The organism is Microbulbifer mixtoriginis (SeqCode) (genome assembly GCF_052467515.1).
Genome location: NZ_CP174314.1, coordinates 4,563,742 through 4,580,740, shown reverse-complemented (window position 1 = coordinate 4,580,740; position 16,999 = coordinate 4,563,742). Strand labels below are relative to the sequence as shown.

15 protein-coding genes are annotated in these 16,999 nt (G+C 52.7%); all 15 read right to left on the bottom strand.

From position 1 onward, the window contains the following. Nucleotides 1-568: 568 nt before the first annotated feature. The 15 genes from ACJJIT_RS19770 to mnmE all read right to left on the bottom strand — a co-directional run bounded on the left by ACJJIT_RS19770 (nucleotide 569) and on the right by mnmE (nucleotide 16,935). The gene (locus tag ACJJIT_RS19770; protein WP_444899441.1) at nucleotides 569-2,698 is read right to left on the bottom strand and encodes a hypothetical protein; all 2,130 of its coding nucleotides are present in this window, start codon (nucleotides 2,696-2,698) and stop codon (nucleotides 569-571) included. Nucleotides 2,699-2,865: 167 nt separating this feature from the next. Further along, nucleotides 2,866-3,285, bottom strand: a complete 420-nt coding sequence (locus ACJJIT_RS19765) for a F0F1 ATP synthase subunit epsilon (RefSeq protein ID WP_020413901.1) — start codon at nucleotides 3,283-3,285, stop codon at nucleotides 2,866-2,868. A gap of 18 nt (nucleotides 3,286-3,303) precedes the next feature. Beyond that, the gene (atpD, locus tag ACJJIT_RS19760; RefSeq protein WP_252083948.1) at nucleotides 3,304-4,707 is read right to left on the bottom strand and encodes a F0F1 ATP synthase subunit beta; all 1,404 of its coding nucleotides are present in this window, start codon (nucleotides 4,705-4,707) and stop codon (nucleotides 3,304-3,306) included. A 59-nt stretch (nucleotides 4,708-4,766) separates the two neighbouring features. Next, entirely contained in the window at nucleotides 4,767-5,627 is an 861-nt protein-coding gene (gene atpG, locus ACJJIT_RS19755) for a F0F1 ATP synthase subunit gamma (RefSeq protein WP_252083949.1), read from the bottom strand. A gap of 77 nt (nucleotides 5,628-5,704) precedes the next feature. Continuing rightward, nucleotides 5,705-7,249 (bottom strand): F0F1 ATP synthase subunit alpha, encoded by a 1,545-nt coding sequence (gene atpA, locus ACJJIT_RS19750; RefSeq protein WP_152455988.1) that lies wholly within the window; start codon nucleotides 7,247-7,249, stop codon nucleotides 5,705-5,707. Nucleotides 7,250-7,298: 49 nt separating this feature from the next. After that, on the bottom strand, nucleotides 7,299-7,835 hold the full coding sequence (locus ACJJIT_RS19745) for a F0F1 ATP synthase subunit delta (RefSeq protein ID WP_444899440.1): 537 nt from the start codon (nucleotides 7,833-7,835) through the stop codon (nucleotides 7,299-7,301). A 12-nt stretch (nucleotides 7,836-7,847) separates the two neighbouring features. Further along, on the bottom strand, nucleotides 7,848-8,318 hold the full coding sequence (locus ACJJIT_RS19740; RefSeq protein ID WP_252083951.1) for a F0F1 ATP synthase subunit B: 471 nt from the start codon (nucleotides 8,316-8,318) through the stop codon (nucleotides 7,848-7,850). Between the two features lie 52 nt (nucleotides 8,319-8,370). After that, on the bottom strand, nucleotides 8,371-8,616 hold the full coding sequence (gene atpE / locus ACJJIT_RS19735) for a F0F1 ATP synthase subunit C (protein WP_020413895.1): 246 nt from the start codon (nucleotides 8,614-8,616) through the stop codon (nucleotides 8,371-8,373). Between the two features lie 59 nt (nucleotides 8,617-8,675). Beyond that, nucleotides 8,676-9,602 (bottom strand): F0F1 ATP synthase subunit A, encoded by a 927-nt coding sequence (atpB, locus tag ACJJIT_RS19730; protein WP_444899439.1) that lies wholly within the window; start codon nucleotides 9,600-9,602, stop codon nucleotides 8,676-8,678. A gap of 50 nt (nucleotides 9,603-9,652) precedes the next feature. Beyond that, nucleotides 9,653-10,015: an ATP synthase subunit I gene (locus ACJJIT_RS19725; RefSeq protein ID WP_252083953.1), complete on the bottom strand. Its 363-nt coding sequence runs from the start codon at nucleotides 10,013-10,015 to the stop codon at nucleotides 9,653-9,655. Between the two features lie 201 nt (nucleotides 10,016-10,216). Then, nucleotides 10,217-11,113 (bottom strand): ParB/RepB/Spo0J family partition protein, encoded by an 897-nt coding sequence (locus tag ACJJIT_RS19720; RefSeq protein ID WP_444899438.1) that lies wholly within the window; start codon nucleotides 11,111-11,113, stop codon nucleotides 10,217-10,219. A 12-nt stretch (nucleotides 11,114-11,125) separates the two neighbouring features. Further along, entirely contained in the window at nucleotides 11,126-11,935 is an 810-nt protein-coding gene (locus ACJJIT_RS19715) for a ParA family protein (RefSeq protein ID WP_444887615.1), read from the bottom strand. 126 nt (nucleotides 11,936-12,061) lie between these two features. Beyond that, a complete protein-coding gene (gene rsmG / locus ACJJIT_RS19710) occupies nucleotides 12,062-12,691 on the bottom strand; it encodes a 16S rRNA (guanine(527)-N(7))-methyltransferase RsmG (protein ID WP_444899437.1) in 630 nt (209 codons plus the stop codon). 85 nt (nucleotides 12,692-12,776) lie between these two features. Next, nucleotides 12,777-14,666 (bottom strand): tRNA uridine-5-carboxymethylaminomethyl(34) synthesis enzyme MnmG, encoded by a 1,890-nt coding sequence (gene mnmG, locus ACJJIT_RS19705; protein ID WP_444899436.1) that lies wholly within the window; start codon nucleotides 14,664-14,666, stop codon nucleotides 12,777-12,779. Nucleotides 14,667-15,558: 892 nt separating this feature from the next. Then, a complete protein-coding gene (gene mnmE, locus ACJJIT_RS19700) occupies nucleotides 15,559-16,935 on the bottom strand; it encodes a tRNA uridine-5-carboxymethylaminomethyl(34) synthesis GTPase MnmE (RefSeq protein ID WP_252083958.1) in 1,377 nt (458 codons plus the stop codon). Between the last annotated feature and the right edge of the window lie 64 nt (nucleotides 16,936-16,999).

The window sequence follows — 16,999 nt, the reverse complement described above, 5'->3', positions numbered from 1 at the left end:
TTAGCTTAGGCAGCCAATAACTAGTATAGAGAATGTGACAGAAAGATATTATGATTTTGTACGCAAGGCACTTATTTACACAGGTTTACGAAATGAGCTCAAATAAAGACAGAATGTATAATTTAATTATCTACTAACACCAACCACCTTTGGAAAGGTATCACGCATACAACAAACTAATATAGAGAAATGTGAAAGCAAGAGTGACATGATTAAATGTACACAGAGGTCGTACTTTCACCCAGAAGCATGGACAGTTGACATAAAATTTTTTCTAAAATAAAGATAACTTTTAAATAAAACCAAAATCTCATAAAAAATTAATAAAACTATTTATTAACCTGAAACAACTAGATTTTTGGCATACAACATTGGAGCGAAATTTTGTGAGAAAATCGATTAAATCACTAATAAAGACATTAGTATGTCTGTATAAATAGATTCTCTCTCTACGAAAATCTGTCAGCAGCGTTTCAATTCAACAATATATACCCGGCCCCCTTGAAAACTAAGCTAGGAGGCTCATAAGCGCCAGAAAAAATATTGCTGGCGCAAGAACAATTAAAAACTATTGTGTTACAGTTAAATACTGCTTTGTTTGCATATCAAAAACAGCGATACTTCTATTAGGCATAGCCAGATATACTTTATTCTCTTTAGTATCAATCACAGGTGAAATCAGCATATCCTCATTATTCTTCTCCTGAAGATTCAGCAACAAAGTTCTATCTCCAGTTTCCAGATCTACAGCCAGAAGCTCAATATCAATTGGGAATTCATCTCCTTCAGTATGATTATAATCCTCAATAATTATTTGATTATTTAACTCATCAAACACCATAAAGCCAAGTTCATTCATACTTGGTCCACTGCCAATATCCTTACCTGATACTGTGGTTATTTCCTGACTATTCAGGTCAATTTTGTTGATAGTTCCATGAACATCCGAAATGTAGACGTGCGAAGAATTCGAGTTCAAGGATATATATTGTGGATGCCACATATCCATATACGTAAAATCTGTTATTACATTTCGATTTCCTGTCTCTATATCAACAGCAATCAATGAAGATCCAGATATAGTTAATATTCGATTTTGTGTCGAATCTACAGCTAGAGCTCTCGACCCCATAAGGTTTTCACCAACTCCTATTTCCACTCCTGAAATTATGGTTCGATTCCCGTTATTAGGGTCTATTTTGACGATACTATTGGATACAGATTCCGTTGTGTAAATATTTCCATTTCTATCGTCTACAGCCAGATTATTAAAATAGCCTTTAATGATACCTTCGCCATAGTTTGGTCCTGATAGAATGGATCTGTGCCCAGTTTGTAGATCTACAGAAATAACTTGCTGAATCTTATCGAAATCAGAAAATAAATCAGAGTTACCATAACTATCATTCAGAACGATAATACGGTTATTATCTTGGTCAAAGATAGGATCTTCACTTACAGAAATTAAGGGCCCATCCCCTCTAATTTTTCTGGATAAGCGACTCCTCTCTCCACTTTCCTTATTGATTGAGAAAGTATGCCCAGTCAGGCAGGAATTAATTAGAATAAAAGGCCCTACATCCAAAAAGCCATTTCTAGCTGAGTCGAAATTGAGATTTTCTTCACCGGCATCCAGTTCAGAAGAAATTACCTCTCGATCACCTGTTGTTAAATCAATTTCAAACAATCTACTATGGTGGTCGCCCACGTAGGCTTTGTTATTCTCTAAATCGACAGATAGACCTTTTATACTGTAAAAAGACTCTCCTGCACCTATATTTTTCCCTGAAATTTCACTTGCCGCCCATGTAAATGGATTTAATTCCAGTAATGCCTTCTCTTCGAGTACAAAAAATCTGCCACCTTTAATTCCAAGTCCCTGGTTTAGGTAGCCTACGGAACTTCCATCTACATACTGAAACTCTGATATTTTTTCTCTCTCACCTGTGGCAGGATCAACTTTTATTAAGGAGCTCGGCCAATAATTTTGAACATAAATATCTCCACTACTATCATCAATTGAAATCTGGGGCCTCTTGCCAAAAGATAGTGATTCATCATCAGTTTCTGAAATGCTGTTTACTACATTAAAATCCCTATCAACCAACAACAACCTGTCTTTTTCAATAACTAAAAAATTTCCTGTAATCGCATCGTATTTCGCACCGACGACATCAGTAAGACTTGAGGAGATAAATCTCTCTTGCATCTTTTCCAGACTAATTTCCCTAACAGGGTTAAACGTATAGGCTACATTTCTATCATCATCGTATGCCAAAGGGCTGCAAAACCTATAACTGTCAAAATTGTCATAGGCGTTTACAGTTAAAAAAGCAGCTTCCGGGGTTCTATTTCCATTAACATCAGTGACCTCTACATTGATGCCCGTGGTTTCACCTGCAGTCAACGGTATTTCTACTTGCCAAGTTTTAAAGCCATCATCGGAATCAGCTTCTATCCCGTTTACCAGCACATTTTCCACCCCAACATTGTCTGTCGCACTCCCGCGGACGATCAATGTTTCCCGATCACTCCACAATCCGTTGGCAGATGGAAACAGGATACTGGCGCTTGGGTTTTCGTTATCTGTTTTCTGTTCACGATTATCATCGCCTCCGCCGGATGAGCCGCCACCACATCCGGCCAGTAGGTAAATTAAAGTTGATATTGTGAAGAGTTTTTTAAAGGTGGGCTTCAATGTAGATACCTCGTACAACTTAGATCTACCCCTATGGGCACATAGAGTAGGGAGTGACTTTCAAAAACAGGGGGAAGGTAAAGTGAGAACCAAGAATACAAAAAAAGCAGCCGAAGCTGCTTTTTTATCGCCTTGAAGTAGGCGCTTTACACGAATGCAAGCGCTGCTTACTTGCCGGCCGCCTTGCGGATTGCCTGCAGAGTGCGCAGACGCGCCTCGGCTTCGGCCAGCTGGGCTGAGATACGCGCATAATCAACTTCAGAAGGCGCTTTGTGCAGGGCGTGTTCCGCTTCTTCGCGGGCCTTCTGCGCGGCTTCCTCGTCAATTTCACGCTCGGCTACATCCGCGAGGATGGTAACCATGTTCGGCTGCACTTCGGCGTAGCCACCGCTGACGAACAGTACTTCCTCTTCACCACCGGGCTTGATGATGCGTACCGGACCGGGCTTCAGGGCAGTAAGCAGTTGCGCATGGCCGTAGGAGAGACCCAGCTCACCTTCGATACCACTCACAATCACCATCTGCACCAATCCGGAGAAGAGAGACTGCTCGGCGCTGACAATGTCACAATGTACTGTCATGGCCATAGTATATGCCTCTCTGGCTTAGCCTTTGGTTTTGTTGGCTTTTTCCACGGCTTCGTCGATGGTTCCCACCATGTAGAAGGCCTGTTCAGGCATGTGGTCATACTCACCGTTCAGGATGCCCTGGAAGCCACGGATGGTTTCTTTCAGGGAAACATATTTACCTGGTGCACCAGTGAAGATTTCCGCAACGTGGAAAGGCTGGGACAGGAAACGCTCGATCTTACGGGCGCGGGCTACGATCTGCTTGTCTTCTTCAGACAGTTCGTCCATACCCAGGATCGCGATGATGTCCTTCAGCTCTTTGTAGCGCTGCAATACGGACTGTACGCCACGAGCCACTTCGTAGTGCTCCTGACCGATTACCTGCGGGTCCAGCTGACGAGAGGTTGAATCCAGCGGGTCAACAGCCGGGTAGATACCTTTAGCGGCAATGTCACGACTCAGTACTACAGTGGAGTCCAAGTGCGCGAAGGTGGTCGCCGGAGACGGGTCAGTCAAGTCATCCGCCGGTACGTATACCGCCTGGATAGAGGTGATAGAGCCAGTCTTGGTGGAGGTAATACGCTCCTGCAGAACGCCCATCTCTTCCGCCAGAGTCGGCTGGTAACCTACCGCAGAAGGCATACGGCCCAGCAGTGCGGATACTTCGGTACCGGCCAGGGTGTAACGGTAGATGTTGTCGACGAACAACAGTACGTCTTTGCCTTCATCACGGAATTTTTCCGCCATGGTCAGGCCGGTCAGGGCTACGCGCAGACGGTTGCCGGGCGGCTCATTCATCTGGCCGTAAACCATCGCCACTTTGGAGTTGGCTTTGTTTTCCAGGTCAACAACGCCGGATTCAGCCATCTCGTAGTAGAAGTCGTTACCTTCACGGGTACGCTCACCAACACCTGCGAACACGGACAGACCGGAGTGCTCGGTAGCGATGTTGTTGATCAGTTCCATCATGTTTACGGTTTTACCTACACCGGCACCACCGAACAGACCAACCTTACCACCCTTGGCGAACGGGCAAACCAGGTCGATTACCTTGATGCCGGTTTCCAGCAGTTCGGTAGAGCTGGACTGCTCTTCGTAGGTCGGTGCAGCGCGGTGGATAGAGGAGCGCTCTTTCTCACCGATGGGGCCACACTCGTCAATCGGGTTGCCGAGCACGTCCATGATGCGACCGAGGGTTTCCAGGCCTACCGGTACAGAAACCGGAGCGCCGGTATTGCGCACGGGCAGACCGCGGCTGATACCTTCGGATGAACCCATGGCAATAGCGCGTACCACGCCGTCACCCAACTGCTGCTGCACTTCCATGGTGAGGTTCTTGTCCTCAACCACCAGTGCGTCGTATACATTCGGAACAGAATCGCGTGGGAATTCCACGTCGATGACCGCTCCGATCACTTGCACAATTTGCCCGTTACTCATTTCCGGATCCTCAGCTTTAAATTCTTTCTAGGCTGACCATTACTGCTAGGGGCAGCGGATTAAACCGCCGCCGCACCGCCGACAATTTCGGACAGTTCCTGGGTAATGGCCGCCTGGCGCGCCTTGTTGTAGACAAGCTGCAACTGATCGATCAGCTCACCGGCGTTATCGGTGGCGCTCTTCATCGCGATCATACGCGCTGCCTGCTCACAGGCTTTGTTTTCAACTACTGCCTGGTATACCTGAGACTCGATATAGCGAGCCAGCAATCCATCCAGCAATTCAACCGGATCCGGCTCGTAGAGGTAGTCCCACTCGTGCATGAGTTTTTCATCTTCGTCTTTCGGCAGCGGCAGCAATTGCTCAACCCGCGGCTTCTGTGACATGGTGTTGATAAACTCGTTGGATACCAGGAACAGGCGATCGATATCGCCTTCTGCGTAACGGTCCAGCATTACCTTAACTGAGCCAATCAGCTTGTTGGCCTGGGGCGCATCGCCCAGGTCGCGAACTGCTGCGACAACCTTGCTGCCGATGGCGTTAAAGAAACTGGCCGCCTTGTTACCTACCGCGCAGACTTCTACGTCAACGCCTTTTTCGGACCACGCCTGCATCTCGCGAATAGCCGCCTTGAACATGTTGATGTTCAGGCCACCACAGAGTCCGCGGTCAGTGGATACCAGGATAAAACCGACCCGCTTGGCCTCGCGCTCCTGCAGGTAAATATGCTGGTACTCGGCCGAAGCGTTGGCGACGTGGCCGATCACTGCGCGTATGCGCTGGGCGTAGGGACGCCCCAGTGCCATGCGATCCTGAGCTCTACGCATCTTACTGGCTGCAACCATTTCCATTGCGGCAGTAATCTTCTGCGTGCTCTTGATGCTGGCAATTTTTGTGCGTACTTCTTTTCCGCCTGCCATAGTGATTTACCTTGTTCGCTGGAAGTTAGATTCCGAAAGAGCGGCAGTGCCGCTCTTTCGCGCTCTCCAGGGAGTTCTTACCAGCTGCTAGTAGCGACGAACTTCTCGATAGCGGCTTTGAAAGCTGCGTCGATTTCGTCGTTGTAGTTACCAGTCGCGTTCACTTTCTCCATCAGCTCTGCGTGTTCGCTGTTCATGTAAGCGAGCAGGGCAGCTTCGAAATCGAGAACCTTGGCAACTTCTACTTCTTTCAGGTAACCCTTGTCGGCGGCGTAAACGGAAACAGCCATGTCCGCGATAGACAGCGGAGAGTACTGTTTCTGCTTCATCAGCTCGGTTACACGCTCACCGTGATCCAGCTGGGCCTTGGTAGCTTCGTCCAGATCAGAGGCAAACTGGGAGAATGCCGCCAATTCGCGGTACTGAGCTAGAGCGGTACGGATACCACCGGACAATTTCTTGATCACCTTGGTCTGCGCTGCACCACCTACACGGGATACGGAGATACCCGGGTTGATCGCAGGGCGGATACCGGAGTTGAACAGATCGGTCTCGAGGAAGATCTGGCCGTCGGTAATGGAAATCACGTTGGTCGGTACGAACGCGGATACGTCACCGGCCTGGGTTTCGATGATCGGCAGGGCGGTCAGAGAGCCGGTCTTGCCTTTCACTTCACCATTGGTGAATTTCTCTACGTAGTCGGCATTTACACGCGCGGCGCGCTCCAGCAGACGGGAGTGCAAGTAGAAAACGTCACCGGGGTAGGCTTCACGTCCAGGCGGACGCTTCAGCAGCAGGGAGATCTGACGGTAGGCCCAAGCCTGCTTGGTCAGGTCATCGTATACGATCAGGGCATCTTCACCGCGGTCGCGGAAGTACTCACCCATGGTACAGCCGACGTAAGGAGCCAGGAACTGCATCGCTGCCGGATCGGCGGCACCAGCGGCCACTACGATGGTGTGGTCCATAGCGCCGTGCTCTTCGAGCTTGCGCACTACGTTGGCAATAGAGGACTGCTTCTGGCCCACGGCAACGTAGATACACTTAACGCCGGTGCCTTTCTGGTTGATGATGGCGTCGATCGCCACAGCAGTCTTACCGATCTGACGGTCACCGATGATCAGCTCACGCTGACCACGGCCAATCGGGATCATGGTATCAACCGCTTTCAAGCCGGTTTGTACAGGCTGGTCAACGGACTGACGGGCGATAACGCCAGGCGCTACCTTTTCTACCGCGTCGGTCAGCTTGTTGTTCAGTGGACCCTTGCCGTCGATCGGGTTACCCAGCGCGTCTACAACGCGGCCGAGCAGTTCCGGACCAACCGGGGTTTCCAGGATACGGCCGGTACAACGACACTTCTGACCTTCGGCCAGAGATTTGTAGTCGCCCAGGATTACAGCACCAACGGAGTCGCGCTCCAGGTTCAGCGCCATACCGTAAACGCCGCCTTCGAACTCGATCATCTCACCGTACATCACGTCGGCCAGGCCGTGGATGCGGATGATGCCGTCGGATACGGAAACAATGGTGCCCTCATTTTGGGCTTCAGTGCTCACATCGAGATTTTCGATGCGGCTCTTGATGATTTCACTGATCTCAGAGGGATTCAGTTGCTGCATGCTCTGTTCCTCAAGTCCCCCGCCGGCTGACGCCGACGGGGAGAGTAATTTAGGAGTTCATCGCCTCGGCGAGCTTGGCCAGACGGCCGCGTACGGAACCGTCGATGACTGTATCACCGGCGCGGATGATCGCGCCGCCCAGCAGGCTCTCGTCCACCGAGCTGTGCAGATGTATTTCGCGTTCAAACTTCGCTCTGAGTTTTTGGCCCAGTGCTTGCGCCTGTGCATCGCTCAGGGCGTGCGCGGAAACAACTTCCACCTCAAGGGTGGCTTCCGCCTGCGCTTTCAGCTCTTCGAACAGCTCGGAAATTTCCGGCAGCAGCTGCAGGCGGTGGTTTTCCGCCAGCAACCGGATGAAATTTTTTCCGTGCTCGCCGAGCTCGTCTGAACAGATCAACAGGAATTTATCTGCGCGCTCTTCACTGGTGAGCTGTGGGTTATCCAGCAGCTCACGCACTTTTTCGTTCTGGCTGACCGCCGCCGCAGTTTCCAGCGCAGTGCTCCAACCACTGAGGTTGGAGGCTTGCTGCGCATAGGCAAATGCAGCTTTAGCGTAGGGCCGGGCCAGTGTGCTGAGTTCCGCCATGGGGTTCCTCGCTTACAGCTCGGCTGCCAGTTTGTCGATCAGGTCGTCGTGCGCCTTAGCGTCGATATTGACCGCGAGAATCTTCTCCGCACCCAGGACAGACAGGTCTGCCACACGGCTGCGCAGTTGCTCTTTAGCGCGATTCACTTCCTGGTCGATCTCAGCTTTAGCTGCAGCTTTCAGGCGATCGCCCTCGGCATGCGCAGCCTGCTTTGCTTCATCGATAATCTGATTAGCGCGCTTGTTGGCGCCATCGATAATCTCGCTCGCCTGATCTTTGGCTTCTTTCAGCTGCTCGGCAGCTTTGCGCTTGGCCAGTTCCAGATCTTTCTGCGCGTGCTCGGCGTCAGCGAGACCATCTGCGATCTTCTGCTCACGCTCTTTCATCACGCCCAAAAGCGGCGGCCAAACAAACTTCCAGCAAAACCAGACGAAAAACAGGAAAGTAATCGACTGGCCGATTAGAGTCAGGTTGATATTCACACCGACACCTCTTGCTCTTTAAATAGGGTTAAGGGCAATTGGAACGGCGTAATTAAACCAGACCAGGAGCTACGGCGAAGATCAGGTACATAGCGATACCAACACCGATCATCGGAACCGCGTCAAGCAGACCAGCCATCAGGAACATTTTGCCCTGCAGAGCCGGAGCCTGTTCAGGCTGACGAGCGGAACCTTCCAGCAGCTTGCCACCCAGAGTACCGAAACCGATAGCGGTGCCCAGGGCGCCCAGACCGATCAGCAGTGCACTTGCGATGTAAACCAGACCTAATGCTTCCATTGTGTTCTCCAAATCAAAGTTAAAGAGTTGTTGTAAAGGTCGAAAAAAGGGTTAAAAACTTATTGATCGTGCTCGTGCTCATCGTCGCGATGGTGTGCCATCGCCATGTACACGGTGCTCAATACCATAAATACGAACGCCTGCAGCACGATTACCAGTACGTGGAAGATCGCCCAGCCCATGTGCAGGAGACCCGCACCAATAAAGCCGAGAACGCCAACGCCAAAGACAATCGCAATCAGGATAAAGATCATTTCACCGGCGTAGAGGTTTCCGAACAAACGCAGGCCCAGGGAGATCGGCTTGGCGATCAGGGATACTGCTTCCAGCAGGAAGTTGACCGGGATCAGCAGGATGTCAAAGAACAGCTTGCCGGTATGGAAAGGGTGCAGAGTCAGCTCTTTCAGGAAGCCGATGGCACCTTTTTCGCGAATACTGAAGAAAATCATCAGCGCAAACACCGCCAGGGCCATACCCAGAGTGGCGTTCGGGTCGGTAGTCGGAACCACTTTAAAGAAGAGGTGATCGTTGCCGGAGATCTTGGCGGCAGCCATTGGCAACCAGTCCACCGGCACCAGGTCCATCAGGTTCATCAGGAACACCCACACAAAAATGGTCAGCGCCATCGGGGCAACCATGGTGTTGCGGTGGGGGAAGGTTTCCTTAACCAGCTTGTCGATAAACTCGGTGACCAGCTCCACAAAACTCTGGAAACCGGTGGGCTTGTCCACACAGGCCTTTTTGGCAGCGCGGGCAAACAGGAAACAGAAAATCAAGCCGAGGCCGATAGACCAACCCAGGGTATCCACATGTAGGGCCCAAAAGCCCATATCCGCGGCTTCCTGAGAGGAATGCGCCATAGTCCAGGTGGACTCACTAAGCACAGAACCATCGGCGCGGGTGTACCCGGCCGGCAGCTTGCCGTAAGTCATATTTTGCAGGTGGTGTTGGATATACCCCGTCGCAGTTAGAGCTTCGCCCGCCATAGTTCCTCAACAATCGTAAAAGTAAGAATTCTTTTTTTCTTATCCACCGGCTAGCGGACCATTCGCGCCACCATAATCCACTGCACGATCACACAGAGGACGTAGCTGATAAAAAGCGCTGCCGCATTCAGCGGCTTGACGGTGGCAAAAACTGCCGCAAAACCCGCCATGGTCAATATAAATTTGCCGGTTTCCGCGCGGTAGAAATTGCCTACCACGCGATGGGCCGCGCGCGCACCGCTATCGCGAAAGGCGCGCCTGCCGAAATATGCTCCGGGCAGTGCACATAGGGCACCGCCGATAAATACGGAAAGCGCCGTCACCGGTTTGCCACTCAAGTGCAGTACCGCACTGGCCACCGATATCAGCAGAAGCTGTACCGCGGCAATTCGTAATACCGGGGGTTTTCTCATAGACGGGATAAGCCGACTTCTGTGCGCTGTCCGCCCAAAATTTGGGCGTGCGAATTATGCTGCAACAGCATCGCCGATTCAACCGGCAAATGTCGCCAACTTATTTGATTTTCGGGAGGTTTTGCGCGGAATTACTCGGCGCAGTGAGTAATTGCCAACAGTTATTGCGCGCGCCACTAGGACGCGCATTTCGCCACGGCTTTAATCCTCGGCGTAACCGAGGTGGGCAAGGATTCCGTCCAGCTCTTCCAAGGTGGTAAATTTCAGCACCAAGCGACCATTGCCCTTTTCGTTGTGATCGATAGAAACGGGCACTCCGACCTTTTCCGCCAGACGCTCGGTAAGGCGGCGGATATTGGGGTCGGGCTGGGGCTTTTCCTGCTTCGGCGTGGCCGGCTGTTGCAGGCGACGCACCAGCGCTTCCGTCTGGCGCACGGTGAGGCTGCGCTCGACAACCTGACGTGCTGCGGAACGCTGGGTGGCACCGGAGAGACCGAGCAAGGCCTTGGCGTGGCCCAGCTCCAGGTCACCGCGCTCAAGGAAAGTGCGCACCTCTTCACTGAGGCTCAATAAGCGCAGTAAGTTGGTCACGGCAGTTCGGGATTTACCCACCGCATCGGCCACTTCCTGCTGAGTCAGCTTGAATTCATCCTGCAGTCGCTTAAGGGCCACAGCCTCTTCGACCGGATTCAGATCTTCACGCTGGATATTCTCGATCAATGCCATGGCGATGGCGGCTTCATCGGAAACGCTGCGCACCAGCGCTGGCACTTTCTCCAATCCCGCCAGTTGGGCGGCTCGCCAACGCCGCTCACCGGCAATAATCTCGTAGCTTTGCTCGCCGATACCACGTACGACAATCGGCTGCATAATACCCTGGGCGCGAATCGAGTCCGCCAGTTCCTGCAGGGACTCCTGTGGAAAATCCCGGCGCGGCTGGTAGCGACCGCGCTGCAAAAACTCGATCGGCAATTCTTTCAACTCACCGTCGACCACGGCGGTTTCAGCTTCACCGGTAGCCTCGGCGATCGCGGTGCTGTTTTTATTGCTGATCAGGTGGGATAAACCCCGGCCCAGTCCTTTGCGTTTGGCGGCCATAGTTATTACCCCTTATACCGCTTCCGCCATAGGGCGGTTTTTCTTTTTAGTAGATTGATTGGCGGGATGGCGGCGATTGATTTCACAAGCCAATGCCAGGTAGGCGATAGCGCCCTTGGAGTGGCGATCGTAATCCAACGCCGGTTTGCCAAAACTGGGCGCTTCCGCCAAGCGCACATTGCGCGGAATACAAGTTCGATACAGGCTATCGCCAAAATACTCCTGCAACTGCGCCGACACTTCGCTGGTAAGACTGTTGCGCGGATCGTACATGGTACGCAAGATGCCTTCGATTTTCAGATCCGGATTAGCAGTCTGCTGGATCTGGGTGATCGTATCCACCAAGGCTGACAGTCCCTCCAGGGCATAATATTCGCACTGCATAGGGATCAACACGCCGTGAGCTGCACAGAGTGCGTTTACCGTCAGCATATTTAGCGACGGCGGGCAGTCGATAATCACGTAATCGTAACGATTGCTCACCGTTGCCAGAGCGCGGCTCAGACGAGATTCGCGCCCCTCCAAATTCAGCAACTCCACCTCTGCCGCAGACAAGTCACCGTTGCCAGGGATCAAATCAAAACCGCTTTCTGTGGATACAATGGCCTGCTCTACGGGTAATTCAGCGGCCAGCACATCGTAACCGGACACCTCCAGGTCGCTTTTATCCACACCACTACCCATGGTGGCATTGCCCTGGGGGTCCAGGTCGATCAGCAATACGCGCCGCTTGTTGGCAACCAAAGATGCGGCCAGGTTGACGCAGGTAGTGGTCTTACCGACCCCGCCTTTCTGGTTGGCCACAGCAAATATCTTGCTCAAGATTCTTGTCCTTTGTTGTTTCCGGGTGCGTTTGCCCCCACGCTGACTCAGCTTCGGGCAGCGGCTATTGTGTCCCACGAAAGGGGAGCAGGATTGGGCGGGCGACAAACCCGCCAAACTATCATCTTATTCTGTGCGACAGAGCTGAATCATATGTCGCTCACCGTCGCAGCCGGGCACCGACAACCGGTGCACCTGCTCGACCTTAATGCCTTTTGGCAGAGCGCTCAACTCATCCTCAGGCAGCTTGCCCTTCATGGCATAAAAACGACCCCTGGGTGCCAACATATGCTCACTGCCATTGACCATATCTTCGATGGAGGCAAAGGCGCGGGACACCACACCGGCAAAAGGCTGTTCTGGCACAAAGGCTTCTACCCGCTCATTGACTACCGTGATATTGGGCAGGGGCAGGGTGCTGGCCACTTGGAACAGGAAGCGGGTCTTCTTGCCATTGCTGTCGAGCAGGGTGATGGCGCGCTCCGGATGCACAATTGCCAGAGGAATCCCTGGCAGGCCGCCACCGCTACCCACATCGATCAAAGAGCCTTCGCCACAGAGATTTACCACACTGAGGCTGTCGATAATATGGCGCTCCAGCATCTGCTCCGGGTCGCGTATGGCGGACAGGTTGTAGGCACTGTTCCAGCGGGCAAAAAGCGCCAGGTATTCCAGTAGCTGATCCTGCTGCCGGTCACTGAGTGCCACCGACATCTGTGCCGCCGCCTCTAACAGGCGCGGACGAAACTGTTCCATTGAGTGAGAAATGGGTCTATCCCCCAGTAGTCCCGCGAAACTCAAACCCCGCAGGGCCTCGCGGGATACCCTGTGGAAAACCGATTTATACCGCTTTTTTGCGCTTCAGCAGCCCGCGCTTTTTCAACTGGATCAGCAGCAGGGATATGGATGCGGGCGTCACGCCCGGTATCCGCGAGGCCCGCGCCAGGGTATCCGGGCGGGTCTCTCCCAGCTTTTGCTTGACCTCATTGGACAGACCGGAAATATCGCTGTAGTCGAAGTCCGCCGGGATCGGGGTATCTTCGTAGGCCTGCAAGCGCTCAATTTCCTCGCGCTGGCGATCGATATAACCGGCGTACTTGGCCGAAATTTCCACCTGTTCGGCAACCTGCTCGTCGGTTACCGCTTCCCCTTTGAGGCCCGCCACATCTTGATAGCCCAGTTCCGGACGGCGCAGCAGGTCCATCAGGCTGTATTCCCGCGCCAATGGCTGCGGCAGTTTGGTTTCTACGGAGGCGGCCTGGGATGTCTTTGGGTGCACCCAGGTCTCTTGCAGTCGCTGGGTTTCCTTAGCGATCGCCTCGCGCTTTTCACTGAACGCTGCCCAGCGGGTATCGTCGACAAGGCCCAATTCGCGACCTTTTTCGGTCAGGCGCAGGTCAGCATTGTCCTCACGGAGCAGCAAGCGATATTCCGCGCGGCTGGTAAACATGCGGTAGGGCTCTTTGGTGCCACTGGTGATCAAATCATCTACAAGCACGCCCAGGTAGGCTTCATCCCGACGCGGGGACCAGGCTTCGCGCTCCTGCGCCTGTAGTGCGGCATTGGTGCCAGCCAGGAGTCCCTGGGCGGCCGCTTCTTCGTAGCCGGTAGTGCCATTGATCTGGCCGGCAAAGTAGAGCCCCTGGATAAATTTGGTCTGCAGGGAGGGCAATAGATCCCGCGGATCGAAAAAATCGTACTCAATCGCATAGCCCGGGCGGGTGATATGCGCCTTTTCAAAGCCCTTGATGGAGTGCACCAGCTCAATCTGCACATCGAAAGGCAGACTGGTGGAAATACCATTGGGGTATAGCTCGTTGGTAGTCAGCCCCTCGGGCTCGATAAACACCTGGTGGCTGTCTTTGTCCGCAAAGCGGTGCACCTTGTCCTCAATGGAGGGGCAATAGCGCGGGCCGATCCCCTCAATCACACCGGAATACATGGGCGAGCGATCGAGCCCCCCTTGGATAATTTCATGAGTGCGGGCATTGGTGTGGGTAATCCAGCAGCAGACCTGGCGCGGGTGCTGATCGCGGCTGCCCAAGTAAGACATCACCGGTGTGGGACTGTCTCCCCACTGCTCCTCCAACTCACTGAAATCTACTGAGCGGGCATCAATACGAGGAGGGGTGCCGGTTTTGAGGCGGTCGACACGGAAAGGCAGTTCGCGCAGACGATCCGCCAAGGCAATCGAGGGTGGGTCTCCGGCGCGGCCGCCGGCGTGGTTATCCAAGCCGATGTGGATACGCCCACCGAGGAAAGTCCCGGCGGTCAGTACCACTGTCTTGGCTCGAAAGCGTACTCCTGCGTTGGTGACAACGCCCACAACGCGTTCACCTTCGACAATCAGGTCATCTGCCGCTTGTTGGAAGATCTCCAGGTTTTCCTGTGCTTCCAGGATCGAACGGATCGCGGCGCGATATAGGGCTCTATCGGCCTGGGCACGCGTTGCCCTTACTGCGGGACCTTTGCGGGCATTGAGGACCCGGAACTGAATTCCGCCCAGGTCTGTTGCCGTTGCCATAGCGCCACCGAGGGCATCGACCTCCTTCACGAGATGACTCTTGCCAATACCGCCAATGGCCGGGTTGCAGGACATTTGCCCGAGGGTCTCGATATTGTGGGTCAGTAGCAGAGTGGAAGCTCCCATACGTGCCGCTGCCAGTGAGGCTTCGGTACCTGCATGGCCTCCGCCGATCACGATCACATCATAGGTCTTAGGGAATTCCATAATGGCTGTTACTGGTTACAACTTGGGGCGCACATTTTATAGTCAGTAAGTGTCCTCAGCAATTGGCTTTATTCAAGCCGTTTAGGAAAGCTCTGCCTTTGTCTTTCTCTCTCCTTCCTGAATATCAACTTCTGATCGAATGAATTTCAAAACTCTGTCTTGCTTTCTTAAATACTCTTACTAATGAATATATGTATATCTTAAAGAGTATTTTTTTATATTTATTGTTTTTATTAGACCTGCGGCAACTCGGTATAAGCACAAAAAAACCTTTAAAAACAATAGGTTACAAAGATGAAAACCCTGCCGACAAACCCTTGGTGGACACAGGGGTAACCGGGGTATGAGGCTGTGAAAACTTGGGACAACTTTGCCCTACCTACTCTTATTAGGAAGTTATCATCATACGATTATTCTATTTTGCAGGTGCTTATCCCCTCTTTTGCCCACAGTCAGTTTTTTTTGACTAGTGTCTGTGGTGCTTTACCCAGACTTTCTGGGGGATACCTGTGAGTAGTCGAAGGCAATGTATAAATCTGTGCATATACCCATTGAATGGGTGTGGGTTAATGGTGAGATAACTGCCAATAAGCTTATCCACGGGAAATCCCCGTGGACATGTATAACTTCTTTCCCTTAAGAGCCATTTAAACAGCTATCTCAAGCTTATTTCTCACCTATTTCGTGGAAAATATGCGGGAAAGCTGGGGATTAAATAGAACTTTTTTAACAACCTAGGATAGATCTGGGCTCTTCCTGTGAGCAAGAGGTGTGGAACTTGTGCCAGAAGGAGAATAAGAAGAAGGAGAGTGGGGAGGTACTATAGGGAAGAGAAGAGGACGCTATTAGCTAGCGCCCCCAATTGGATAAGTGCGTGGAACTCCTCACCTTCTTATTTTCCGATACAAAAGCTGCCGAAAATTTTCCCGAGCAGCTCGTCCGCACTCATTGCACCTGTGATCTCCCCTAGCGCCTGTTGGGCTTGGCGTAAGTCTTCCGCGAGTAACTCACCTGCACCATGGCTGTGGAGCTGCTGGGAACCTTGCTCAATAAAGGCACGGGCGCGCTCAAGAGCCTCTAAATGACGTCTACGCGCACTAAAAGTGCCTTCGGCAGCACCACTGAAGCCGATAGACTGTTTCAAATGCTCCTTCAGTGCTTCGAGGCCCGCACCGGTCTTGGCGCTTATGGCTATAACCGGCACTCCTTGAGTGTGAGCTTGGAGGCCGGCACTGTAATCGCTGAGATCAATTTTGTTCAGTACCAGTGTGAGCTTGTCTAAGTCCTGAAGCTGGTTGGTAAATTCCGGCCAGGCCTCTGCCGGGTCCAGTGAGTGAAGTTGCTCTGCATCCATTACCAGGAGCACGCGATCCGCCTGGTGAATCTCCTCCCAGGCGCGCTCGATGCCTATTTGCTCTACTTTATCTGGCGCATCCCGCAGGCCGGCGGTATCGGCGAACTGCAGGGGCATGCCGTCAATGTGGATATCTTCCCGCAAGATATCGCGGGTGGTGCCGGCGATATCGGTGACGATGGCAGTATTGCGACCCGCGAGGGCATTGAGCAGGCTCGACTTGCCGGCATTCGGACGCCCGGCAATGGCCACCCGCATACCCTCTCGCATAATGGCGCCCTGGCGCGCTTGGGCTTCTACGCCAGCCATTTGTGCCAGTAGGGCCTGGATATCCGCAGCCACCTTGCCATCGGCGAGAAAGTCGATCTCCTCTTCGGGAAAATCGATGGCGGCTTCCACATAGATACGCAGGTGGGTAAGGCTTTCTACAAGGTCTTCGATCTTGTCGGAAAAAGCGCCCTGTAGTGAACGCATGGCGTTGCGCGCCGCTTGGGCACTACCGGCATCAATCAGATCGGCGATCGCTTCGGCTTGGGTGAGATCCATTTTGTCGTTGAGGAAGGCGCGTTCAGAAAACTCCCCGGGACGTGCCTGGCGGGCTCCCAGTTCGATCGTTGCCTTCAGCAGTTGATCGAGAATGACCGGGCCACCGTGGCCCTGCAGTTCCACCACGTCTTCTCCGGTAAATGAGTTGGGGCCTGGGAAGAATAGGGCGAGTCCCTGGTCGATCAGTTGCTCACTGTGGAAAAAATTTCGGTAATGGGCATAGCGCGCTTTGAGCGGTTTATCCCCGCAGATTTGCTGGGCAATGGACAGGGCTTTGGGGCCAGAGAGGCGGATTACACCGATACCACCGCGCCCTGGTGCGGTGGCGACGGCGGCGATGGTGTCACGATTAAGGCTTTGTTGTGTCATCGGCTGAGTGTACTCGACATAACGGAAAAGGGCCGCAGTAGCGGCCCTTGTTGTTTGTGATCTG

Coding starts and splice junctions, on each gene's coding strand:
- atpE (WP_020413895.1), bottom strand. CDS start 8,616: ATGGAAGCATTAGGTCTGGTTTACATCGCAAGTGCACTGCTGATCGGT.
- ACJJIT_RS19725 (WP_252083953.1), bottom strand. CDS start 10,015: ATGAGAAAACCCCCGGTATTACGAATTGCCGCGGTACAGCTTCTGCTG.
- atpG (WP_252083949.1), bottom strand. CDS start 5,627: ATGGCAGGCGGAAAAGAAGTACGCACAAAAATTGCCAGCATCAAGAGC.
- atpA (WP_152455988.1), bottom strand. CDS start 7,249: ATGCAGCAACTGAATCCCTCTGAGATCAGTGAAATCATCAAGAGCCGC.
- mnmG (WP_444899436.1), bottom strand. CDS start 14,666: ATGGAATTCCCTAAGACCTATGATGTGATCGTGATCGGCGGAGGCCAT.
- ACJJIT_RS19745 (WP_444899440.1), bottom strand. CDS start 7,835: ATGGCGGAACTCAGCACACTGGCCCGGCCCTACGCTAAAGCTGCATTT.
- rsmG (WP_444899437.1), bottom strand. CDS start 12,691: ATGGAACAGTTTCGTCCGCGCCTGTTAGAGGCGGCGGCACAGATGTCG.
- ACJJIT_RS19765 (WP_020413901.1), bottom strand. CDS start 3,285: ATGGCCATGACAGTACATTGTGACATTGTCAGCGCCGAGCAGTCTCTC.
- ACJJIT_RS19720 (WP_444899438.1), bottom strand. CDS start 11,113: ATGGCCGCCAAACGCAAAGGACTGGGCCGGGGTTTATCCCACCTGATC.
- atpB (WP_444899439.1), bottom strand. CDS start 9,602: ATGGCGGGCGAAGCTCTAACTGCGACGGGGTATATCCAACACCACCTG.
- atpD (WP_252083948.1), bottom strand. CDS start 4,707: ATGAGTAACGGGCAAATTGTGCAAGTGATCGGAGCGGTCATCGACGTG.
- mnmE (WP_252083958.1), bottom strand. CDS start 16,935: ATGACACAACAAAGCCTTAATCGTGACACCATCGCCGCCGTCGCCACC.